This is a genomic window from Gordonia sputi NBRC 100414, assembly GCF_000248055.1.
In the GTDB taxonomy this organism is placed as follows: Bacteria; Actinomycetota; Actinomycetes; order Mycobacteriales; family Mycobacteriaceae; genus Gordonia; species Gordonia sputi.
In genome coordinates this window covers 23,849-45,605 of the sequence record NZ_BAFC01000005.1, presented here as the reverse complement: position 1 = coordinate 45,605, position 21,757 = coordinate 23,849, and the positions used below count along the sequence as shown (strand labels likewise).

At 66.2% G+C, this 21,757-nt stretch carries 19 protein-coding genes, 4 tRNA genes and 1 riboswitch; of the genes, 12 read left to right on the top strand and 11 right to left on the bottom strand.

Features of this window, described 5'->3' with window-relative positions; all coding sequences use genetic code 11:
• On the bottom strand, positions 1 to 449 hold a 449-nt coding region (locus tag GOSPT_RS00750; protein WP_005201909.1), incomplete at its 3' end, for a hypothetical protein.
• Between the two features lie 72 nt (positions 450 to 521).
• Positions 522 to 596: transfer RNA gene (locus tag GOSPT_RS00745), tRNA-Val, on the bottom strand.
• Between the two features lie 234 nt (positions 597 to 830).
• On the opposite strand from GOSPT_RS00745, the gene GOSPT_RS00740 reads away from it, so the two are divergent.
• From GOSPT_RS00740 to GOSPT_RS00720, 5 genes are all read left to right on the top strand, one after another.
• Positions 831 to 903 (top strand) — tRNA-Gly (locus GOSPT_RS00740).
• A 22-nt stretch (positions 904 to 925) separates the two neighbouring features.
• Positions 926 to 999: transfer RNA gene (locus GOSPT_RS00735), tRNA-Cys, on the top strand.
• Between the two features lie 19 nt (positions 1,000 to 1,018).
• Positions 1,019 to 1,093, top strand: a tRNA-Val gene (locus tag GOSPT_RS00730).
• A gap of 147 nt (positions 1,094 to 1,240) precedes the next feature.
• Positions 1,241 to 1,337: riboswitch (TPP riboswitch) on the top strand.
• Positions 1,331 to 2,104, top strand: coding sequence for a 3-oxoacyl-ACP reductase (locus GOSPT_RS00725; RefSeq protein WP_005201908.1), 774 nt, complete (start codon positions 1,331 to 1,333; stop codon positions 2,102 to 2,104). (Overlaps the previous riboswitch by 7 nt.)
• A 23-nt stretch (positions 2,105 to 2,127) precedes the next feature.
• Entirely contained in the window at positions 2,128 to 2,664 is a 537-nt protein-coding gene (locus GOSPT_RS00720) for a GNAT family N-acetyltransferase (RefSeq protein WP_005201907.1), read from the top strand.
• A 21-nt stretch (positions 2,665 to 2,685) separates the two neighbouring features.
• On the opposite strand, the gene GOSPT_RS00715 is transcribed toward GOSPT_RS00720, so the two are convergent.
• Together GOSPT_RS00715 and zapE are read right to left on the bottom strand one after the other, a co-directional pair.
• On the bottom strand, positions 2,686 to 3,663 hold the full coding sequence (locus GOSPT_RS00715) for an alpha/beta hydrolase (RefSeq protein ID WP_039854172.1): 978 nt from the start codon (positions 3,661 to 3,663) through the stop codon (positions 2,686 to 2,688).
• Positions 3,664 to 3,831: 168 nt separating this feature from the next.
• On the bottom strand, positions 3,832 to 4,848 hold the full coding sequence (zapE, locus tag GOSPT_RS00710) for a cell division protein ZapE (protein ID WP_005201904.1): 1,017 nt from the start codon (positions 4,846 to 4,848) through the stop codon (positions 3,832 to 3,834).
• A 35-nt stretch (positions 4,849 to 4,883) separates the two neighbouring features.
• On the opposite strand from zapE, the gene GOSPT_RS00705 reads away from it, so the two are divergent.
• The 4 genes from GOSPT_RS00705 (at position 4,884) to msrB (ending at position 9,115) form a co-directional block, all read left to right on the top strand.
• Entirely contained in the window at positions 4,884 to 5,636 is a 753-nt protein-coding gene (locus GOSPT_RS00705; RefSeq protein WP_005201903.1) for a pyrimidine reductase family protein, read from the top strand.
• A gap of 14 nt (positions 5,637 to 5,650) precedes the next feature.
• Positions 5,651 to 7,264: an alpha/beta hydrolase gene (locus GOSPT_RS00700; RefSeq protein WP_245548669.1), complete on the top strand. Its 1,614-nt coding sequence runs from the start codon at positions 5,651 to 5,653 to the stop codon at positions 7,262 to 7,264.
• An 89-nt stretch (positions 7,265 to 7,353) separates the two neighbouring features.
• On the top strand, positions 7,354 to 8,625 hold the full coding sequence (locus tag GOSPT_RS00695) for a glycosyltransferase family 87 protein (protein ID WP_005201901.1): 1,272 nt from the start codon (positions 7,354 to 7,356) through the stop codon (positions 8,623 to 8,625).
• Between the two features lie 43 nt (positions 8,626 to 8,668).
• Positions 8,669 to 9,115, top strand: a complete 447-nt coding sequence (gene msrB, locus GOSPT_RS00690) for a peptide-methionine (R)-S-oxide reductase MsrB (RefSeq protein ID WP_005201900.1) — start codon at positions 8,669 to 8,671, stop codon at positions 9,113 to 9,115.
• A 13-nt stretch (positions 9,116 to 9,128) separates the two neighbouring features.
• Here msrB and GOSPT_RS00685 read toward each other — a convergent pair whose 3' ends face one another.
• From GOSPT_RS00685 to hemE, 4 genes are all read right to left on the bottom strand, one after another.
• Complete coding sequence (locus tag GOSPT_RS00685; protein ID WP_005201899.1) at positions 9,129 to 9,815, bottom strand: haloacid dehalogenase type II; 687 nt, start codon at positions 9,813 to 9,815, stop codon at positions 9,129 to 9,131.
• Between the two features lie 20 nt (positions 9,816 to 9,835).
• Entirely contained in the window at positions 9,836 to 10,531 is a 696-nt protein-coding gene (gene hemQ / locus GOSPT_RS00680) for a hydrogen peroxide-dependent heme synthase (RefSeq protein ID WP_005201898.1), read from the bottom strand.
• 311 nt (positions 10,532 to 10,842) lie between these two features.
• Positions 10,843 to 12,258 (bottom strand): protoporphyrinogen oxidase, encoded by a 1,416-nt coding sequence (gene hemG / locus GOSPT_RS00675; RefSeq protein ID WP_005201897.1) that lies wholly within the window; start codon positions 12,256 to 12,258, stop codon positions 10,843 to 10,845.
• Between the two features lie 19 nt (positions 12,259 to 12,277).
• Positions 12,278 to 13,303 (bottom strand): uroporphyrinogen decarboxylase, encoded by a 1,026-nt coding sequence (gene hemE / locus GOSPT_RS00670; RefSeq protein ID WP_005201896.1) that lies wholly within the window; start codon positions 13,301 to 13,303, stop codon positions 12,278 to 12,280.
• 195 nt (positions 13,304 to 13,498) lie between these two features.
• On the opposite strand from hemE, the gene GOSPT_RS00665 reads away from it, so the two are divergent.
• Both GOSPT_RS00665 and GOSPT_RS00660 read left to right on the top strand, forming a co-directional pair.
• Positions 13,499 to 14,137: a DUF3000 domain-containing protein gene (locus tag GOSPT_RS00665; protein ID WP_005201895.1), complete on the top strand. Its 639-nt coding sequence runs from the start codon at positions 13,499 to 13,501 to the stop codon at positions 14,135 to 14,137.
• A 10-nt stretch (positions 14,138 to 14,147) separates the two neighbouring features.
• A complete protein-coding gene (locus GOSPT_RS00660; RefSeq protein ID WP_005201894.1) occupies positions 14,148 to 15,428 on the top strand; it encodes an HRDC domain-containing protein in 1,281 nt (426 codons plus the stop codon).
• Between the two features lie 9 nt (positions 15,429 to 15,437).
• On the opposite strand, the gene dxs is transcribed toward GOSPT_RS00660, so the two are convergent.
• The 3 genes from dxs to GOSPT_RS00645 form a co-directional block, all read right to left on the bottom strand.
• Entirely contained in the window at positions 15,438 to 17,414 is a 1,977-nt protein-coding gene (gene dxs / locus GOSPT_RS00655; protein ID WP_005201893.1) for a 1-deoxy-D-xylulose-5-phosphate synthase, read from the bottom strand.
• Between the two features lie 105 nt (positions 17,415 to 17,519).
• Positions 17,520 to 18,848 carry a class I SAM-dependent RNA methyltransferase gene (locus tag GOSPT_RS00650; RefSeq protein WP_005201892.1) on the bottom strand — a complete coding sequence of 443 codons (1,329 nt, stop codon included), beginning with the start codon at positions 18,846 to 18,848 and terminating at the stop codon, positions 17,520 to 17,522.
• Positions 18,849 to 18,868: 20 nt separating this feature from the next.
• Positions 18,869 to 20,872 (bottom strand): APC family permease, encoded by a 2,004-nt coding sequence (locus GOSPT_RS00645; protein WP_174273017.1) that lies wholly within the window; start codon positions 20,870 to 20,872, stop codon positions 18,869 to 18,871.
• Positions 20,873 to 21,088: 216 nt separating this feature from the next.
• Here GOSPT_RS00645 and GOSPT_RS00640 point away from each other — a divergent pair, with 216 nt between their 5' ends.
• Positions 21,089 to 21,754, top strand: a complete 666-nt coding sequence (locus GOSPT_RS00640; RefSeq protein ID WP_039854159.1) for a potassium channel family protein — start codon at positions 21,089 to 21,091, stop codon at positions 21,752 to 21,754.
• Positions 21,755 to 21,757: the final 3 nt, after the last annotated feature.

Below are 21,757 nucleotides of genomic sequence, written 5' to 3'. Positions count from 1 at the left end.
CTAGGCACCTTCTCAACAGTCTTGATCCTGAGTGCGGATGCCGCCACCGGCTCACCGGTCTCATTGTCCACCCACCCGACCGACCATTCGGAATGCAGCAAGTCGTTGCGGAAAGCCACCTGATCGGCGACGTCCCGGCGAAGCGCGTTAAGTATTCGCTGCTCATCAGCGTCGAGCGACGCGACGTGCATCGCCAACCCGAAGAACGCGTCGCTCATCGGCTTCGCTGTCATGGTCGCGAGCAGGATGTCGAGCCGGTCATCACCCATAACTATCGGCTTGTCGACTGGAGCAAGAAAGGCATGAATGGCGGTCCGCATTGTCGATATCAACTCCGAGAAAACCGTCACGTAACCGCCGATGGCCCGATGAAGCTGCATCACATCTGGCAGCTCGTGATACGGCGTCGATCCGCGCTTATGAATCTCGACTTCGTGGTCGTCAGACACCGGCCACTCCCAAGCGAATCAGACCCGTTGGTGCACGGTTAGGGCACGCTGGCCAGCAATAACGCTCTGACCTGGTGGTCCCGGCTGGGATCGAACCAGCGACCTTCCCGGTGTGAACGGGACGCTCTTCCACTGAGCCACGGGACCGCGCGCGACGCGCAAAGGCGTCGGTGCACGAGGGCAAAGACTACACGGATCGACGCCGGGAACCCAAATCGCGGCCCAAGGGTGCGTCTTGGTGCCATCGCGACACTCTCCGCCTGCACACTTCCCACTTTCCGAGGCTCTGACCAGGCGATTTGTTAGAAGCGTGTCGGTCGGATAATGTTCTGCATCGCATCGCGAGCAACAAATGGTCCACAAGATCTGCTCGCGAAGCATGCGGATGTAGCGCAGCTGGTAGCGCATCACCTTGCCAAGGTGAGGGTCGCGGGTTCGAATCCCGTCATCCGCTCGGCGCGAGTCGACTCGCATCTGGTGGTGTGGCCGAGTGGTGAGGCAACGGCCTGCAAAGCCGTGTACACGGGTTCGATTCCCGTCGCCACCTCCAAACCACCAATTTCATACCCGCGCGATTAGCTCAGCGGGAGAGCGCTTCCCTGACACGGAAGAGGTCACTGGTTCAATCCCAGTATCGCGCACCATCAGATCCCGCTGTTCGCAGCGGGATCTTTTCGTTCCCCGGCCCCTTGGCGCAGTTGTGTGGGATCCACGGGTACAAAAATGCCCCCGAGGATCCCACGCAACTCTAAGCGGTGCTTGCGTTCGCCACCCGAGTGCGGTCTGATTGCCAGACTGACACGGGGTGCCGACACAAGGTCGGCTGAGATCAGACCCGCAGAACCTGCTCCAGTTAGCACTGGCGAAGGGATGGTCCGAAAATGCCTGCAGCGCTGCCTCTTTCCGAGCACGTCATTCTGATCACCGGCGCGGGCCGCGGACTGGGCGCAACGCTCGCACGCGCCGCGGCGCGTGAGGGTGCGCGTGTGGTCGTCAACTATCGACGCAGCGCCGACGCGGCCGTTGCGCTGGCAGCAGAGTTCGGCGACCGAGCACTCGCCGTCGAAGCCGACGTGACCGACCCCGACGCGGTTCAGACGATGATCGACACTGCGACAACCTATTTCGGCGCGCCTATCTCGGCGGTGGTGAACAACGCCCTGCCCGACTATTCGTTCAACGGCGACGCCCGCTCAACCGCCGACACCATCAGCACCGCAGAACTCGACGCGCAGTTTCGCGGAATCGTCGGTGGCGCACTGACAGTCGTACAGGCGGCGCTTCCGGGCATGCGCGAAGCCGGTACAGGGCGCATTGTCAACATCGGCACCAACCTCGTGCAGAATCCCGTTGTCCCCTACCACGACTACACAGCCGCCAAGGCCGCACTCCTGGCGCTGACTCGCACGCTGGCCGCCGACCTCGGCCCGGACAACATCACCGTCAACATGGTCTCCGGCGGACTCCTGCGCACCACAGACGCGAGCGCAGCGACACCCCCTGAGATCTTCGACGCCATCGCCGCGTCCACTCCCCTGCGGTCGGTCACCACACCAGAGGAATTCGCCGACGCCACAATGTTTTTCCTCTCACCGTGGTCGCGGGCGGTCACCGGACAGAACCTCGTCGTCGACGGCGGCCTCGTCAAGGACTGAACACCGGCAGGCACACTGCGAACATGAACATCGACTACCGCCCGGGCAGCTTCACCGTCGTCGACTCATCAGGTCGCGAGGCCGCATTCGACGGGGACCAGTACAAGTGGGAGATCACCGACGGCATGCTCATCGTCAACGCCATCACCACCGAGGGCCACTTTGCTGCCTACATCGCCAGCGACGAGAGCGACGTGTTGATCGCACGCACATCCGACGGCACGACGGTGGGCTATTCGCTCGTGCACCACCGGCCATCGACCGACCCCGACGTCGCAGCGGTGGTCGTCGAGACACCGTCGTCCGAGCTGTCGAAGATGTACGTACTCCCCGACCATCACTCACGCGGTCGCACCGAGCCGCCTGCACAGTTGCTGATGCGCGCCGCGATCGAGACCGCCCGTGATCGCGGCAGCGTGCTCGTCTGGCTCGGCGTCAACCAGGAAAACGTTCGCGCGCAACGCTTTTACACGAAGATGGGATTCGAGCGTGCCGGGGTCAAGACGTTCGACCTCAACGGCAGCATCGAGCACGACTTCATCCTGACCCGACGCCTTTAGACTGAGCGCGCCGGGACCTAGTCAGCGCACGGGAACGTCGAGTGCCTTCGCGATGGTCGGCCATTCGCGGTGCAGATCCTGGTTCCAGTAGCCCCAGGAGTGCAGACCCTGCCGGAAGTTGTAGGTGATCTTCACGCCCGCCTGATCGGCCTTCTGCTTGAATGCCGTCGTGCACTCGAGCGCGGCACGCTCGAGTGCGCCACCGACCGGCGAGGCGATCCCAGCGAGGCCCAGCGAGAGGTCAGGAAGTCCGTCGCCCACAGCGACATAGATCGGCTTTCCGCGCAGTGCTGCGATGTGTTCTGCGGGGTCGTGTTCGGTCCACAGCGGGTCGGTGATCGGTCCCCACATGTTGTCCGGGTTGCCGCCGCGCGTCTGTACCGTCGCCGCTGTCGCGCGACGGAAATCCGGCGTCCCCTGATCGAGGCATCCGCTGAATGCCGCGACGCCCGAATACATCTCGGGGTTGCGAACCGCGATCGACATCGCGCCGAGTGCGCCCATCGACAGCCCACCGATCGCGTTCACACCGTTGGTGTCGAAGCGCTTCGCGATCAGCGGCGGGAGTTCTTTGGTCAGGAATGTCTCCCACCGGTTGTTCTTGAGGATGGGGTCGTTCGACCGCCAATCGGTGTAATACGAGCCCGTGCCTCCGATCGGGAGCACCACATTGACCTGCTTGTCGGCCATGAACTTTTCGATGTCTGTCTGATAGGTCCAGCCGCTCTCGGTGTAGTTGGTGTAGACACCGCCGTCGATCCCGTCGAGAAGATACAGAGTCGGACGCGGCGTCGACCGATCCCGAGGCAACAGCACGCTGACTGTGATCCGCCTCTTCATCGCTGCGGAGTACGTCGTCACCTGAGCGCGCGTGGCGCTCGCCATGCTCACCGCTTCAATGCGTGACGCGTCGGTCGAGCTTAGGGGTTCCGCAGAGGCCGGAGCCGAAATCGCCACTCCCACAAAGAGTGCCGCGACCAACGCAGCAGCCGCCGTCATCACGATCCGCACAATTACCCCCAGGGTCGAGTCATACGAGACGCCGACGCACCCCGCTCATGAGCGCAGATTCCCGTCCCCCGACACCGACTACACTACTGAGGAGTAAGTAAAGCACGACTGACTTCAGTGAACACTCGAACACTGGAAATCGGCTGACAGTCGGTGCTAGCCGATCGCCGTTTCCGACGACCGCGACAGCGCGAGAAGTCGCGACGTCGCACGGAGATACTTCTTGCGGTACCCGCCGGCAAGCATCTCGTCGGTGAAGATCTCGTCGAGCTTCCCACCCGACACCGTCACGGGGATGTCGGCGTCGTAGAGCCGGTCGGCGAGAACGACCAGGCGCAGCGCCACCGATTGATCCTTGGCCGGATGCACGTCACGGATACCGACAAGGGACACACCGTCGACCAGCGCTTTGTACTTCGACGGATGCAAAGTACTCAGGTGCTCGCAGAGGGCGTCGAAATCGTCGAGGGTCGCGCCGGGCGTCGACTCTACGAGAGCGACGAGGTCGGCGTCGCTGCGCGGGTCGGGTGCAGGCGGTAGGTCGCGATGACGGTAGTCGGGTCCGTCGACGCGGATGGTGTCGAAGACGGATGCGAGCTTGCGGATCTCCCGCAGGAAGTCCTGTGCCGCGAAGCGCCCCTCACCGAGTTGCCCGGGCAACGTGTTCGACGTCGCGGCGATCGACACACCCTGCGCGGTGAGTTCGGCGAGCAGTCGCGAGATCAGCATGGTGTCGCCGGGGTCGTCGAGTTCGAACTCGTCGATGCACAGCACCGAGTGGTCGGACAACCGCTCGACGGCCTGCATGAATCCGAGCGCGCCGACGAGGTGCGTCACCTCGACGAACGTCGCGAACGACTTGGGTTCTGGCATCGCGTGGTAGATCGACGCCAACAGGTGCGTCTTGCCGACGCCGAACCCGCCGTCGAGGTAGAGCCCGACGCCCTGCTGTTGCTTGTTGCGGGAGAACAGTCCCTTCTTACCGCCCCTGACCTTGCGTGCGCGCGTCACGAAGTCGCGAGCGGCGTCGACGGCCTGCGACTGCGTAGGCTCGTTCGGGTCGGGGATGTAGGTGTCGAAGCTGACCTCGTCAAAGGTCGGTGGCGGCACCATCTCATCGATAAGAGCGTCGGGAGACACGACCGGATTGCGGTCGACAAGACTGGCCACCATACCGGGAGCCTAGCGATAACCATCGGAGGGACGAGATGCTCTACCTGCAGAAAGCGACCCAGGTCACATTATCTCCCGACGACGACCTCGACGGGATCGCCGATCTGTACGCCTATCCCACCGACCTCGACGGCCCGTGGCTCAGAGCCAACATGATCTCCACGCTCGACGGCGCGGCGTCGTTTCAGGACAAGTCCGGGGGGCTCGGCGGCGCGGGCGACAAAGCCGTCTTCCGGGTCCTTCGTGGATTGTGCGACGTCGTCCTCGTGGGCGCCAGAACAGCGATCGACGAGGGCTACGGCCAACCACAACCCGACGCTTCGTTCGCCGCGCGCCGATCAGCCGCGGGCCAGACGCCCGCTCCTCGGCTCGCCCTGGTCACCCGGTCGCTGACGGTCGACCCCGACTTCGCGCCGCTGAGCGACCCCGCCACCGTCGTCATCACCACATCCCAGGCCGACGCCACCCGTCGCGCTCGCCTGGTCGAGGCGGGTGCGACTGTCGTCGATTGCGGTGACGACGCCCTCGATCTCCACCAGGTGACCGACTACCTCACGGCGACCGGAAGCCCACGCATTCTGTGCGAGGGCGGCCCCAGCTTGCTCGGTTCGTTCGTCGACGCCGATCTCGTCGACGAACTGTGTCTCACTGTCAGCCCCAACCTGGTATCCGGCGACGCCCCACGTATCTCACACAGCGATCGCGACGCCGCGACGCTGCACCATCTGCGGCTCGTGCACCTCCTCACCGACAACGACGGCTACGTCTTCAGCCGGTGGAGCCGTTGACTACGCTCGCCCACATGCGATCTGCGCGAGGCCGACACGGACACCCCCGGCGACCCCGTCACTCCTGGAAAGTCGTGATCGGTGTCGTCTCCGCACTCGTAACGGTGCTCGTCGTGTCGTCATGCGCAGTCGGCCCCGACACCGGACCGGGGTTGGTGCCCGCGGGCGATGGCGGGGGCAACCAGTCTCCGGCGTCGTCGAGTGCCGCGCCACAGATCCCCGCACTGCAGAAGCCGCGCAACGAATTCGATTGGCGCGAGTGCGGCAGCCGGGTCGCGCGGGACTACTCGACGTCTGCGCCGAGTGGCGTGACCATCGAGTGCGCCACTCTGCCCTCGCCCATTGATCCCGACCGGCCCGGCGACACCATCGAAGTCGCGTTGACGCGCGCCCGGGCAGCCTATACGCCCGCCGACGCTGCGCCTCTGGTGTTGACGTCGGGCTCCGACGTCCCGTCGTCGCGCACACTGCTGCTCCTCGCGGGCGGCGCGGGCAAGAAGCTCCTCGCCAGCAATCCGGTGGTCGCAGTCGACAGGCGCGGGATCGAACGCAGCGGGGCACTCGACTGCCTGACGCGCGACGAACGTTCGACGATCCGGAACAACGGCCTCGAGGGTGGGTCGTCGGACACGTCTGCGCGGCTGACGCGACTCTCCGCCGCAGCGTCGTCCGCGGCCGATGGCTGCACCGAGACGCTGACCCCCAACCAACTGCACTTCGGCATCTCCTACGCCGCCTCCGATCTGGAGTCGCTGCGCGAGCGATGGGGAGTCGACAGGCTCGGGCTGATCGGCGTGGGCGAAGGGTCCGATGTGGTCATCGCGTACACCGCCCAATACGGCGGCCGGACCGGGCGCATCATCCTCGATACGCCGACACCCTTCGGTGCGAATGCTCGTGACACCGCTGCCAGCGGGGCGACCGGAGTCCAGGCCGCGTTGCGAACCTTCGCCCAGCGCTGTTCCTCGTTGCCCTCCTGCGCCTTCGGGGCCAACGGAACCCAGACGATGCAGAGCGTGCTCGACAAGGGACGCAACGGTCAGCTGGGCGGCATATCCGACACCGATGCGCTCGCCGCGATCACCACGGCACTCGCACTCGCACCCAACACCCCCGACGGAATCAACTCGGTGGCATCGGCCATCGCCTCCGCCGACCGCGGCGACACCCGCGCGCTAGCCGGATTCGCCGACGACGCCGCCTCGTTGCGCGAGTCCGACGGGCAGCTCGTCGCAGCCTGCAACGACGTCTCCGGACCGATCGGCCAGAACGAGATCCCGGGCCTCGCAACGACCTGGAGCAAACAGAATCCGCTCACCGGTAACAACTGGGCACTGTCGCTCGGTAGGTGCCTCGGCTGGGCGTCGACGCCCGTGGTCAATCCGCCGAACTCATACCCGGTCCCGCCGCTGCTGCTCAACGGCACCGGCGACCCGGTCAATGGTGGCGGCGGCATCGCGACGGTCAACACGTTGCTGACCAAGGCGGGCGCAGACTCGGTCAGTGTGACGTGGGAGGGGCTCGGCTACTCGGTGCTCGCCCGCAGCGACTGCGCAGCTGACGCGGTCTCCGACTACATCAAGCAGGCACCGCTGAGCGGACCGTCGGAACGCGGCTGCCCGACCTGACCGAGTCCTGCCGAACCCATCACAGGATTCCGCCGCAGGCACGGCGGGGCCGACGCGGTGTCGGGCACCACTCGTAGTACGGTTCGCGGGTGGCCTCTCTCGACAGGATTCTCTACCCGCAGATGACGGTGCAGCGGATCATCCCGCTGGTGCTGTGGCCGCTCACGATCATGACGGCGATTCATCGGTCGGTGATTCTCGCCATCAACGGCGACCGGACCGACGACTTCACGCCCGTCTACCAGGCCGCGTTGCGGTTCATGAACAACCAGCCGGTTTACAACGAAAACCTCAACACCGTCGATCCGCACTATCTGTATCCGCCGTCCGGGACGTTGTTGATGGCACCGATCTCGGTGCTCGACCCGCAGACCGCGCGCTGGACCTTCATCGGGGTCAGTGTGCTTGCACTGGTGATCTCGGCGCTTCTTCTCACCAAGCTCTTCGGCTACTCACTCAAGTCGTGGGTCTTGCCGACCATCCTGTTCTTCTTCTTCATGACGGAGTCGACGGCCCACACTCTGATCTTCACCAACTTCAATGCCTTTGTGCTGCTCGGCATGTCGGCGTTCATGCTCCTGATGATGAAGCGTCAGGATTGGTGGGCCGGTGTACCGATCGGGCTGACGATCGCCGTCAAACCGGTGCTCGCCCCCCTCCTGCTGCTCCCGCTGCTCAACCGCCAGTGGCGCATCCTGGTCACCGGAATCGGCGTCCCGCTGGTCCTGACGATCATCGCGTGGCCGCTGTCCGCGGATCCGGGAGCCTTCATCGACCGAACCCTCCCCTACCTCGGCGAGGCGCGTGACTACTACAACAGCTCGATCGCGGGCAACGGCGCCTACTTCGGTGTGGCGCCGTGGCTGGTCCTCGTTCTTCGTATCGCGTTCGTCCTGATGGCCGTGTTCTCGCTGTGGTTCCTGTACCGCTACTACCGCACGACCAACGAACTGCTGTGGCTGACCACATCGTCGGGCGTGCTGCTGACCACCACGTTCCTCGTGGGCGCGCTCGGTCAGGGCTACTACTCGATGCTGCTGTTCCCGTTGATCATGACCGTCCTGATCCCGGGCTCGACCATCCGCAACTGGCCGGCATGGCTCGGAATATACGGCTGCATGACCTTCGACTCGTTCTACTCGCGCGAATGGACGGCCTTCGGCTGGATGCTCGAGTACAACAAGGTCACCTACGGCTGGTCTCTGCTGATGATCGCCGTGTTCTGCTCACTGCTGTTCCGCTATCTCGACGTGCGAGGGCAAGGCGAGGGGTCGCTCCAGCGGCAACCGGAGGTTCGGGCCGCGGAGTCGCCGGCGTCGACGGATTCCGCAGCCGACCGCACCGTCAGCCAACCTCGCTGAGGGGTTGGTGGCACGGCCACAGCGACACTCGTACCGTTGAGTCATGACATCTGAGACTTCTGGAAAGTCGGCATCCGAGAGCCCCGAGCAACTGGCGAACCTCACCGACGACCAATGGCGTGAGCGCCTGACCCCACAGGAGTTCCGCGTGCTGCGGCAGGCGGGCACCGAAGCGCCATTCGTCGGCGAGTACACCGACACCAAGACCACCGGCGTGTACCGCTGCCGGGCGTGCGGTGCCGAATTGTTCCGCAGCGACCAGAAATTCGATTCCCACTGCGGCTGGCCGTCGTTCTTCTCACCGTTGGCGGGCGACGCGATCATCGAGCGATCCGACGACTCGCTCGGAATGCGACGCACCGAGGTGCTGTGTGCCACCTGCGGCTCGCACCTCGGCCATGTCTTCGCCGGCGAGGGCTACGACACCCCGACCGACCTGCGGTACTGCATCAACTCGATCAGCATGACGTTGGAGCCGGACGAGGGTTGACCGGTCGGGCCGATCAGCAACCGAGTTGATCGGCCAGGTCGTCGAATCCGGTGGCACGGAAGTCGTCGAGGGGATTCGGGGTTTCGTCCTTGTGTACCGGACCCCACTCGCGGGGACGTTCGATATAGGCGGTGCGCAGTCCGCACGCGCGAGCCGCGTCGAGATCCCACGCGTGCGTCGCGACCATCAGGACGTCCGACGGCTCCACCTGCATGAGGCGCGCGATCCCGAGGTAGACCTCTGGCGACGGTTTGTAGTGCCGCCACAGATCGGCGCCACCCAGGAAGTCCCAGTCGAATCCGTTGTGCTTGGCCATCTCGGCGAGTAGCGCCACGTTTCCGTTGCTCAACGCGGAAACGACGAACTTCGACGTCAGGCGGCGAATCCCGTCCGCGGCGTCGGGCCAGCCCGGAATGACGTGCCAGGCATGTACGGCCGTGTCCAACTGCGTCGAAGTCGCCGTGATGTCGTACGAGTCCCGCAGCAATGCGTCCAATGACTCGCGGTGCAGATCGTCCAGCAGTGTCCACTGCCTGGCACCCGATTCGATCTGCTCCAGCGCCGGCGCGTAGGTGTCTCGCCAGTCGTTCGCGAGCTGTGAGGCGTCGACAGTCGGAAACTGTTCGGCCAGAACAGTACTCACACCTGTATGCCAATCGGTGACGGTGCCGAACGTGTCGACGGCCAGGACCTTGACCACGTGCCCTCCTCGTTCGTGAACTAAGGCAGCGCGTCGACGAGGTCGACGACCTCGACGCGTGGTCCCGTGAAGAACGGAATCTCCTCGCGCACGTGACGGCGAGCCTCGGTGGCGCGCAGATCGCGCATCAGGTCGACGATCCGGTGCAACTCCTGAGCCTCGAAGGCGAGTAGCCACTCGTAGTCTCCGAGCGCGAACGAAGCAACCGTGTTGGCCCTGACGTCCTTGTAACCACGAGCAGCCTTGCCGTGTTCCGCGAGGATCGTCCGACGCTCCTCGTCGGGAAGCAGATACCAGTCGTAGGAGCGCACGAACGGGTAGACGCAGATGTACTTTCCTGCCTCTTCACCGGCGAGGAACGCGGGCACGTGGCTCTTGTTGAACTCTGCGGGCCGATGCAGCGCCGCTGCGCTCCACACCGGATCGCACGCCTGGCCGAGCACAGTCTCGCGGCGGAATCGGCTGTAGGCGGCCTGCAACTGCTCGATGTGCTCGGCGTGCCACCAAATCATGAAGTCGGCATCTGCACGCAGGCCCGACACGTCGTACACGCCGCGCACGACCACGCCCTCGTCCTCCAGCGACTTGAAGAAGTCGGTGGCGTCCGACTTGGCCTGGTCACGGTCGTCACCGAGCTCGCCAGGGCGCACGGAAAATACCGAGAACATCAGGTAGCGGATCGTCGAGTTCAGGGCGGAATAGTCGAGGCGGCTCATGAGATCAATGGTGCCACCGGCGCGCGTCCGCGAACCGGGCAGGGTGGTCTCGACTCGGGTGCTCGCTGACGCTCGCGCCCGCTCGACCAGCGAAGTTGGGCACGGTGGTCTCGACTCGGGAGCTCGCTGGCGCTCGCGCCCGCTCGACCAGCGGAGTTCGGCTCGCGCCCGCTCGACCAGCGGAATTGGACAGGGTGGTCTCGACTCGGGTGCTCGCTGGCGCTCACGCCCGCTCGACCAGCGGGGTTGGGCGCTCCGGCTCACGCCACTCGACCAGCGAAGTTGGGCGCACGTCCGCTCGACCAGCGGGGTTAGGCCCCCAGGTCGCCGAGCAGGCGTTCGACGGCCCTGCCTGCCTGGCCGATGCACGCGGGTACCCCGACGCCTCGCACCGCGTTGCCCGCAAGGGCCAGCCCGGCAGGCAGCGACTCTTCTACCTTCGCCATCGTCGCGAGATGCCCTGGCGCGTAACGCGGTAGCGTCCATCGCTGCACGAAGGTCTCGACGACGCGTCCCGTCAACGGCTCGATGCCTGCCGCCGCGCACACTCGATCGAGATCGGCCAGCGCCCACTCGCGCAGTCGGTCGTCGATTCCTGGCTCGAGATCCTCGCCGGGAATCGGCTGCCCGTATCGGCCGAAGGACGCACGCACCGACAACGCCCCGCCGGGTTCGCCGAGATGCGCCCACTTGCGCGAGCTGAGCGTGAAAGCCTTGGCGCGCAGGTCTTCTCCCGTGGCGACGAGCACCCCGGAGTTATCGGGAAGTGCGGTGTCGGGCGCCAGCGTGATGGACACGACCACCGACCCCGCCCGCTCGACCGCCAGCAACGTCGACGCGGCGTCGGGCACCTCACGGCGGAGCATGTGTCCCGTCGTCCACGCCGGCGTCGACAAGACGACGCCGTCGTAGCTCGCGCCGGCACCGGCCGGGCGATCGCCCGTGAACAGTGCCCATCGCGAGCCGTCGCGTCGGATATCGGTCACCGCCGCGCAGGGGCGGAGGTCGGGTCGCGCGGCGTCGAGCAGCGCTTCGACGAGGACTCGATACCCGCCGACCAACGTTCCGAAGACCGGCCCGGTCGCGGTCGGGTTGGCCAGCAGGGCGCCGACCGCGGCCGTCAGACTCGGCGCACCCGCGTCCAGCTGTGCCGCCAGAGCCGGAAGCGCCTCGCGCACACCGATATCCGCGGCCAGGCTCGAATACACCCCGCCGAGCATCGGGTCGACGCTGCGCGACACCACCGACGGACCGAACCGGTCGGCGACAAGATCTCCCACCGAGACGTCGGTACCGGGAGCCCATTCCAACCGACGGTCGGGTTCGGTACGCATTCGCTCGAGATCTGGCCGATCGACCAGGCCGGCGACCGCGTCGGGCGTTGCGGGAATCCCCATCAGCGCAGGGCGGGGCATGTCGTGCAATCGGCCAGACGCCCACAATGCGGGTCGACGCCCGGTCGGCGACACCACCCGATCAGCCAGACCGAGCTCGGTGACCAAGCCGAGCGCCTCCGGTCGTCGCACGATGAACGCCTCGGCGCCCACGTCAACGAGCACAGACCCCCGACCGTCAGCACCGACGTCGACCGTCTTGAGGATTCCGCCCGTCCGCTCCCCCGCGTCGTAGAGGTCGATACGTGCGTCGGGACCGAGTCGCTGCCGCAGCCGGAACGCCGCGGTGAGACCCGAGATGCCCGCTCCGACAACGGCGACGTCGATGGTCATGTCCTCACCTCGCGAGCGTTCAGATCGAATGGACCAGTTCGACGGTCCGCGTGATCACATCCGGATCGGTTCCCGGCAGCACACCGTGCCCCAGGTTGAAGATGTGCCCTGCAGCGCCGTGCACGACAGCACGCTCACCCTCGGCGACGATGCGTCGAACATGTTCGTCGATCGCTGCCTCGCCTGCGAAAAGCACTGTCGGATCGAGGTTTCCCTGCACTGCGACGCCTCCGCCGACGCGGCGCGCGGCATCGTCGAGTGGCACGCGCCAGTCGACGCCGATCACGTCGGCTCCGACCTTGGTCATGGATTCGAGCAACTCCCCTGTTCCGACACCGAAGTGGATGCGGGGCACACCGAAATCGGAGACCTCAGCCAGCACGCGCGCACTGTGCGGCGCGACGAACGTCCGGTAGTCGGCATCCGAGAGCGCACCGGCCCACGAGTCAAAGAGCTGGATCGCGTCGACTCCGGCGTCGAGCTGGGTGCGTAAGAAGGTGATGGTGATGTCGGCGAGACGACCCATCAACGCATGCCAGAGCTCCGGATCGGAGTACATCATCGACTTGGTGATGGTGTAGTTGCGGCTCGGCCCGCCCTCGATCAGATACGAGGCGAGGGTGAACGGCGCACCCGCGAATCCGATGAGTGCGGTCTCGTCGTCGAGTTCGTCGAGGATCAGTCCGATGGCACGCGCGATCGCGCCCACCGATTGGGGGTCGAGCGCCGGGAGCTGCGCGACGTCGTCGGCGGTACGCACCGGATGCGCGATGACCGGGCCGGTACCCGCGACGATGTCGAGGTCGACGCCTGCGGCCTTGAGCGGCACGACGATGTCGGAGAAGAGGATTGCGGCATCGACGTCGTGGCGCCGCACCGGTTGCATCGTGATCTCACAGACCATCGCCGGATCGAAGCACGACTCGAGCATCCCGTGATCGGCGCGAATGGCGCGGTATTCGGGCAGGGAGCGACCTGCCTGCCGCATGAACCACACCGGACGTCGTGTGGGTGCGCCGCCGGTCGCGGCAGCGATGAGCGGCATCTGGGCATGATTTCGGCGCGTGCGGGCAGGGTGTGACATCACCGATCACTCTGCCATGTGGGACAAAGACGCAGGCCGACCAGGTCGGCCTTGCTCGCCGAGCTCCCCCGCCCGCCTCGACACGCCGACGACCGAGGGCCTACCTGCCCGGCGCGCCTCCCGTCGGCCACGCCTACCTCACTCTACCGTCGAGATGTGACCTCCTCTGGAGCTCCGACGGAGCCTGCTGACTTCCGCACCGCGGTCGAGTCGCTGCACACCGCCCAGATCCGGCGCGATATCGAGGTCGGGCCGATCCGTCCGCCGCAGCGACTCGCCCCGTACAGCTATGCCGTGGGCGCCGAAGTACGCGTACCCGATATCGACGACGACGTGCCGGTCGACTCGTCGGGAAGCGCATTCGGCCGATTGGTCCTGCTCTACGACCCGGCAGGCCAGGACGCCTGGAACGGCACCATGCGCCTCGTCGCCTACATTCAAGCCGAGGTCGAAGCCGCGCTGGCAATGGATCCCCTCCTGCCCGAGGTGGCGTGGAGTTGGCTGTCCGACGCGCTGGGCGCCGAGGTGGGTTCGACGTCGAGCGACGGCTCGCAGACATCGCGGACCGGCGAACCGATCGTCGTCACCGCACTCGGCGGCACCGTCACGTCGACGACGTCGGTGCGCTACGGAGACATCGCCGGACCACCCAGGGCGCATCAACTCGAACTGCGAGCCTCGTGGACCGCACCCACCTCCGACGGCCTCGGTGGCCATCTCGAGGCGTTCTGCGACGTCCTGTCGTCGGCTGCGGGCCTCCCCCCGGTCGGGGTCACCGAGCTCGGTTCGGTGTGAGTCCATCGGTATGAGCACATCCGACGAGCGGCCCGCCGACTCCGGCAGTGAGGTCGTCGCCGAACCATTACTCGCACCCGCCGACGGTGTTCCACCCGTGCTGTCCCGCGCGGCGGAATTCGCCGAGGCCGCTGAACGCCTTGCCGCCGGAACCGGCCCAGTCGCCGTGGATACCGAACGCGCCTCGGGATATCGATACTCGCAACGGGCATACCTCGTTCAGTTGCGTCGCACCGGCTCCGGCTCCTTTCTGCTCGACCCGATCAGCGAGCCAGAGACACTGGCCCCGGTGATCGAGGCGCTCGACGGCCCGGAGTGGGTGTTGCACGCCGCCGATCAGGACCTGCCCTGCCTGCGCGAACTCGGCTTCCGCTGCGAGACGGTCTTCGATACCGAACTGGCCGGGCGGCTACTCGGAGAACCCAAGGTCAATCTCGCGGCAATGGTTGCCACCTACCTAGAACTCGGCCTGCAGAAGGGCCACGGGGCCGCTGACTGGTCGCGGCGACCGCTCCCCGACGACTGGCTCAATTACGCAGCGCTCGACGTCGAGGTGCTCGTCGAATTGCGCGACGCCGTGCAACAGGCGCTGGTGGAGCAGGGTAAGGACGAGTGGGCACGCCAGGAGTTCCGCTACGTTCTCGACCGTCCGGCGCCTGCCCCACGCGTCGACAAATGGCGCAGGACCGCCAACGTGCACACCGTGAAGAACAGCCGATCGTTGGCTGCGGTCCGCGAGCTGTGGGCTGCGCGTGAAGAGCTCGCCCAGCGACGCGATGTCGCGCCCGGCCGGATTCTGCCGGATTCGGCCATCGTCACCGCGGCCAACGCCATGCCGACATCGCAGGCGGAGCTGACCCGACTACCCGTCTTCGGCGGCCCACGGCAACGTCGTCAGGCCGGCATCTGGCTCGGCGCGATCGATCGTGCACGCAGCCTCCCCGAATCCCAACTGCCGTCGAAACGCGGTCCGACAGTAGGACTCCCGCCGATCAGCAGGTGGGAGCAGCGCAACCCCGACGCCGCGAAGCGCATCGCGCAGGTCCGTCCGATCGTCAAAGAGATCGCCGAGAACAACAACCTGCCCCTCGAGAATCTGCTCGCGCCCGACCTGGTACGCCAACTCGCCTGGGACGGAGTCGATCTACCTGCGACACCCGACGTCGTCGACGCATACCTCGCGGCGGGCGGTGCGCGGCCGTGGCAGCGCGAACTGACTGACATCGCTCTTGCTGACGGGCTGAATGCCGCTGCGAAAGCGCCTGCGGCCGAGCCGGATTCGACGAGCTGACCGCGAGCGTCAGCCCCGGTCGCTCTCCGGCGTGTCGACGCCGGCGCCATCACGCGCCACGTCGACTGCCTCGTCGGCGTGCTCGAGCTCTGGCACCGTTTCCATCCCCGACACCGTGGCCGTGATCGACCGCGCGAGATCCTGAGCCGTCAGCCCGAGCTCGGCCAAGATCTCGCCACGCGACGCATGTTCGATGAAACGCTGCGGAATCCCGCGAAGTTGGACGGGCACAGGCACTTCCGCGTCGGAGAGCGCGGCGCTGACGGCAGCACCGACTCCCCCGCTCACACCGCTGTCCTCGAGCGTTACCACCAGCCGATGTCGGCGCGCGAGGTCGACGATCGACTCGGCGACGGGAAGCACCCACCGCGGGTCGACGACCGTCGCGTCGATGCCCTGTTTGGCCAGCCGGTCCGCGGTGTCGACAGCGAGACCACAGAACGCGCCGACGGCGACGATGAGTACGTCGCCCGACGCTTTTCCGACGCCGGGTGACGACCGACGCAGGATGTCGACGCCGTCGTCGAGACGCTCCACCGCGCGAATGTCTTCGGGCACAGCGCCTTTTGAGAAGCGCAGTGCGGTCGGGCCGTCGTCGACGGCAAGCGCTTCGTCGAATTCTTCGCGAAGGCGGACGGCGTCGCGCGGTGCGGCGACGCGCAGACCGGGAACCATCGCCATCAGCGACAGATCCCACATGCCGTGGTGACTGGGGCCGTCAGGCCCGGTGATCCCTGCACGGTCGAGGACGAGGGTGACCGGCTGGCGCAGCAACGCGACGTCCATGAGGAGCTGGTCGAATGCGCGGTTGAGGAATGTCGAGTAGATCGCGACGACGGGGTGCATGCCGCCGAGCGCGAGACCCGCCGCCGAGGTGAGCGCGTGCTGTTCGGCGATGCCGACGTCGAACATCCGATCGGGATACTTCTCGCCGAACGGTGCGAGCCCGGTCGGGCCGGGCATCGCAGCGGTGATCGCGACCACGTCGGGACGCGTCGCACCGGCTTCGAGGAGTGCCGCGGAGAACACCGAAGTCCAGTCCTGCGCCGACACCGACTTCGCGCGGCCGGTCTTGGGATCGATCACACCGGTCGAGTGCATCTGATCCGCGACGTGATTCTCGGCGTGAATGTAGCCGTTGCCCTTGCGGGTGACGGCATGCACAATCACCGGACCACCGAACGATCGTGCCCGCGCAAACGCTGCCTCGAGCGCGTCGACATCATGGCCGTCGACCGGCCCGACGTACTTGAGCCCGAGGTCGGTGAACATCTGCTGGGGCGCAAGGAGGTCTTTGATCCCGCTCTTCATGCCGTGCAGCACCGCGTACGCGGGTCCGCCCACAACGGGCAACATCTGCATCACACGACGGCTCTCGTCGAGGAAGCGTTCGTATCCGGGCTGGAGTCGCAGACCCGACAGGTGCGCCGCGACGCCGCCGATGGTCGGTGCGTAGGAGCGCCCGTTGTCGTTGACGACAATGACCACCGAGCGGTCGGAATCGGCGATGTTGTTGATCGCCTCCCAACACATTCCGCCGGTGAGCGCGCCGTCGCCGACGATAGCGACGACCGTGCGGTCCTGACCGGTCAGAGCGAACGACTTCGCCAGTCCGTCGGCGTAACTCAGCGCTGCCGATGCGTGCGAGGACTCGACCCAGTCGTGCTCACTCTCGGCGCGATCCTGATACCCGGTGAGTCCGTCGCGTTGACGCAACTCGTCGAAGCCCGCGGCACGTCCGGTGACGATCTTGTGCACGTACGACTGGTGGCCGGTGTCGAAGATCACGGGATCGACAGGCGAATCGAAGACGCGGTGGAGCGCAAGCGTCAGCTCGACGACCCCCAGGTTGGGGCCGAGGTGGCCACCAGTGGCCGACACCTTCTCGATGAGGAATTCACGGATCTCACCGGCGAGTACCACGACCTCATCCGGCGACAACGCCTTGAGATCGGCCGGGGAAGAGATCCGCTCGAGCACACTCATCGAGTCCTCCTACTACGCACACCGGCCGCGCGGGCTTGTCGCGGTCGTGTCGAACAGTCTACGGACCTCGCGGCAGTGCCCTGGGTCACCACAACCGCGAGCTGGTCACACACCGGCGGCCGCGATCGGCACCAGCACGGCGATCGCCTCGACGTGGTGCGTCAGCGGGAAGGCGTCGAATGCCCGCATCCTGGTGACCGCGTATCCGCGTTCGGTGAACAACGCGAGGTCGCGTGCGAACCGCGCGGCGTCGCAGCCGACGTGCACGACGACCTCGGGCGACGCGGCGACGATCCTGTCGATCACGCGGGTGCCTGCGCCGGTTCGCGGCGGGTCGAGCACGACGACCTCCGGTGACGGCAACGACTCGATCACGTCGGCGACCTCGCCACGATGAGTGGTCACCGACGTGTCCTCCTCGTCGAACACCGCATCAGCCGCGGCCAGTGCGGCGGCGTCGGAGTCGACGATGTGGACCTCACGGGCGTCGAGAGTGTCGACGAGGGCGCCCGCGAACACACCGGCACCGCCGTAGAGATCCCAACAGGTCGCGGGCCGCGAGACGTCCGTCGAAGCGACGAACTCGGCGACGGTCTGCGCGTAGACGGTCGGCGCCATTCGGTGCGCCTGCCAGAAGCCGATCACCGGAATCGACCACTCCCGCTCACCCACGCGGTGGCGGGCGGCGGCGTCGCCTTCGAGTACCGTTGTGGCCCTGCGTGATTCGACGCTACGTCGACGACGCTGCGCGGCACTCCTGCCACGATCACGACGAGAATGTCGCCGCGGCGCCGCGGCCGGCGCGAGTTCGGTGATGTGCCTGCGGCCGACGTCGTCGGCGACGATCGCCAACTCCGCACCGGGAGTGAAGCGGCGGTCGTCGAGTCCGTCGAGCAGACCTGCGACCGGCTGCACACAGTCGACGCCGACGACGAGGTCGCCGCTGTGGAAGCGGTGCTGTCCGCTTCGGCCTGCGTCGTCCACCGCGAGACGCGTCCGCACACGCCAGCCGGTGGCGTCGTCGGACAAGGAGCGGATGCCGATCGCGGGTGGCGCATCGGGGTCGGCGTCGTCGGCACACCAGTCGTGGACGCGATCGGCGGTGAAGTGACCGACCCGCACGAGAACGTCCTCGAGCGCCTGCGCCTTCAACGTCCGCGCGTGGCCCGGTTCGATGAAGGCGAGGTCGCAGCAGCCCGCACCGTGCGCGGCCGCCGGGCAGATCATGTCGACGCGATGTGGCGAGGGGTCGAGGATCTCTATCGCCTCCGCGCGCCAGAACGAGTCCGCTCGGGCGTCGACGACCCGCGCCGTGACCGTCTCCCCGGGAATGGCTCCACGCACGAACACCACACGTCCGTCGTCGAGTCGTCCGACGGCATCTCCCCCGTTGGCCGGGCGATCAACCCGCACGGTGACGACGGGTGCGGTCACGGGTCGTTGCGGCGTGGAGCTCACTGGCCACCCAGCGCTCGTCGGGTGTCGCCTGGGGCGTTGTACTCGAGGTCGTCGCGTCGTCGGTCCGACGACGTGAGCTGCCAGGGCACCGACGTGACCATGACGCCCGGCTCGAACAGCAGGCGCGTTTTGAGTCGCAGTGCCGACTGGTTGTGCAGAATCTGCTCCCACCAGTGACCGACGACGTATTCGGGGATGAAGACGGTGATCACGTCGCGCGGATGCTCGCGGCGCACCCGACGCACGTACTCGATCACCGGGCGCGTGATCTCACGGTACGGCGACGCAATCACCTTGAGCGGCACCTTGATGTCGCTTTCCTCCCACTGCGACACCAGTATTCGCGTGTCGCGGTCGTCGACGTTGACCGTGATGGCCTCGAGGACGTCCGGCCGCGTGGCGCGGGCGTAGAGCAACGCACGCTTGGTCGCCAGGTGCAGCGTGGAAATCAACACGATCGAGTGCGTGCGGCTCGGAAGAACCTGATCTTCCTCGGCTTCGACACGCTCGAGTTCGCGCTGCACCGATGCGTAGTGATGGTGGATCAGCTTCATCAGCACGAACAGGATCACCATCGCGAGGATGGCGATCCATGCGCCCGCGGTGAACTTGGTGATGAGCACCACCACCAAGACCGTCGCCGTCATCACGAGGCCAACCGAGTTGATGACCCTGGACTGCTTCATTCGACGCCTGGCACGCGGATCGGTCTCGTGTCGCAACAGACGCGTCCAGTGACGCACCATGCCCGCCTGGCTCAGCGTGAACGAGACGAACACGCCGACGATGTAGAGCTGGATGAGCGCGGTGACCTCACCGCCGAATGCGACGACGAATGCGATCGCCGCGACAGCGAGGAAGATGATGCCGTTGCTGAAGGCGAGGCGATCGCCACGAGTGTGCAACTGTCGGGGCAGGAACCGGTCCTGCGCGAGAACCGAACCGAGCACCGGGAATCCGTTGAACGCGGTGTTGGCCGCGAGCATCAGGATGAGGGCGGTGGCGACGGCCACGAAGTAGAAGCCCACCGGGAAACTCTCGAAGACGGCCTGCGCGAGCTGCGCGATGAGCGCCTCCTGCTGAAAGCCGGGTGGCGCGCCGATCAGGTCGCGCGCAGGGTCGGAGACGTACTTGGCGCCGACTCGCTCGGCGAGCCAGACGATCCCGAGCAGCAGCACGATCGCGATCGTTCCCAGCATGAGCAGCGTCGTGGCTGCGTTGCGCGACTTCGGTTTCTGGAAGGCGGGCACGCCGTTGCTGATGGCCTCGACACCGGTCAGTGCCGCCGAACCCGACGAAAACGCTCGCGCGATGAGGAAGATGAATGCCACACCGGCGAGATGCGTGTTCTCCGCGCGGATACCGAAGTCGGCGGTCTCGGCGCGGACGTCACGACCGAGGACGAAGATCTCGGTCGCGCCCCACAGGAGCATCGCGATGACCCCGATGATGAACGCGTAGGTGGGAATGGCCAGCACCGAGCCGGATTCCTTGATGCCGCGCAGGTTGACCGCGGCGAGCACGACGATCGCCGCCACACAGAACCACACCCGATGCTCGTGCACGAACGGGATGGCGGAACCGATGTTCTCCGCGGCCGACGAGATCGAGACCGCGACGGTCAGCACGTAGTCGACGAGCAGTGCGCTGCCGACGACCAGACCCGCCGTCGGTCCGAGATTGACGGTTGCCACCTCGTAGTCGCCGCCGCCGGACGGATAGGCATGGACGTTCTGTCGGTAGCTCGCGACGACCACCGCCATCACGACAGCGACAGCGATCGCGATCCAGGGCGCCAGGGTCATGGCGCTGAGGCCTGCGACCGAGAGCACCAGGAAGATCTCCTGCGGCGCGTAGGCGACAGACGACATCGCGTCAGAGGCGAACACGGGCAGCGCGATCCGCTTGGGCAGCAGTGTGTGGCCCAATTTGTCACTACGGAACGGCCTGCCGAGGAGCAGTCGTTTCGTCGCAACAGACGCCTTTGACACGGTGGACACCACGCAACACTAAGACCTAGCGCTCGTGTTGGGCCACTACGGCCCCGGCAAGGTCTATCAAGCGGCAGTGATCTCCGCGTGTGGGCCAGTTCGCATGGCCCGATGTCGCCGGGGTCATCGGGCGGGTAGGTTCAAGTCGCGCGGACAATCGGCGGCAACCGCCTGCGTCGACGCTCCACCGCGCCCGACGAGCAGTGAACCCACGAGAGGATCGATGTGCGGGTAGTCATCATGGGGTGCGGACGAGTGGGATCGTCCCTGGCGATGGCCATGCAGAAGCGCGGTCACCAGGTGGCCATCATCGACCGCGATCCGGCGGCGTTCACACGACTGTCCGACGACTTCACCGGTGAGCAGATCGTCGGGGTCGGGTTCGATCGCGACGTACTCGCCCGCGCCGGGATCGACCAGGCCGACTCGTTCGCCGCGGTGTCCTCGGGCGACAACTCCAACATCATCGCCGCGCGCGTCGCGCGCGAGACTTTCGACGTCCCTCGCGTCGTCGCCAGAATCTACGACGCCAAGCGCGCCCAGGTCTATGAGCGACTCGGGATTCCCACCGTCGCGACGGTGCCGTGGACGACCGAGCGATTCGTCTCGGCACTCGGCGAGACGTCGACGACGACGGAGTGGCGCGATCCGTCGGGAACCATCGCGATCGCCCAGCTCGACATCCACGAGTCGTGGATCGGCATCACGTCGGTGAAGTTCCAAGAGCTCTCAGGGGCCCGCCTGTCATTTCTGAACCGCCACGGCAAACCGATCCTCCCCGAAGCCAAAACCGTTCTGCAACAAGACGACATCGTGTTCGCATCGGTCCGCCTCGACGATCTCGCCGGTGTGCGCGCACTCGTCGCAGCGCCGCTGGCCCATGCCGATTAGAGG

What these genes read in the sequence shown, in the direction of transcription:
- zapE (WP_005201904.1), bottom strand. Translation starts at nt 4,848, where the DNA reads ATGGTGGCCAGTCTTGTCGACCGCAATCCGGTCGTGTCTCCCGACGCT.
- GOSPT_RS00700 (WP_245548669.1), top strand. Translation starts at nt 5,651, where the DNA reads ATGCGATCTGCGCGAGGCCGACACGGACACCCCCGGCGACCCCGTCAC.
- hemE (WP_005201896.1), bottom strand. Translation starts at nt 13,303, where the DNA reads ATGCCGCTCATCGCTGCCGCGACCGGCGGCGCACCCACACGACGTCCG.
- hemQ (WP_005201898.1), bottom strand. Translation starts at nt 10,531, where the DNA reads ATGAGCCGCCTCGACTATTCCGCCCTGAACTCGACGATCCGCTACCTG.
- GOSPT_RS00660 (WP_005201894.1), top strand. Translation starts at nt 14,148, where the DNA reads ATGAGCACATCCGACGAGCGGCCCGCCGACTCCGGCAGTGAGGTCGTC.
- hemG (WP_005201897.1), bottom strand. Translation starts at nt 12,258, where the DNA reads ATGACCATCGACGTCGCCGTTGTCGGAGCGGGCATCTCGGGTCTCACC.
- GOSPT_RS00725 (WP_005201908.1), top strand. Translation starts at nt 1,331, where the DNA reads ATGCCTGCAGCGCTGCCTCTTTCCGAGCACGTCATTCTGATCACCGGC.
- GOSPT_RS00715 (WP_039854172.1), bottom strand. Translation starts at nt 3,663, where the DNA reads ATGACGGCGGCTGCTGCGTTGGTCGCGGCACTCTTTGTGGGAGTGGCG.
- dxs (WP_005201893.1), bottom strand. Translation starts at nt 17,414, where the DNA reads ATGAGTGTGCTCGAGCGGATCTCTTCCCCGGCCGATCTCAAGGCGTTG.
- GOSPT_RS00720 (WP_005201907.1), top strand. Translation starts at nt 2,128, where the DNA reads ATGAACATCGACTACCGCCCGGGCAGCTTCACCGTCGTCGACTCATCA.
- GOSPT_RS00705 (WP_005201903.1), top strand. Translation starts at nt 4,884, where the DNA reads ATGCTCTACCTGCAGAAAGCGACCCAGGTCACATTATCTCCCGACGAC.
- msrB (WP_005201900.1), top strand. Translation starts at nt 8,669, where the DNA reads ATGACATCTGAGACTTCTGGAAAGTCGGCATCCGAGAGCCCCGAGCAA.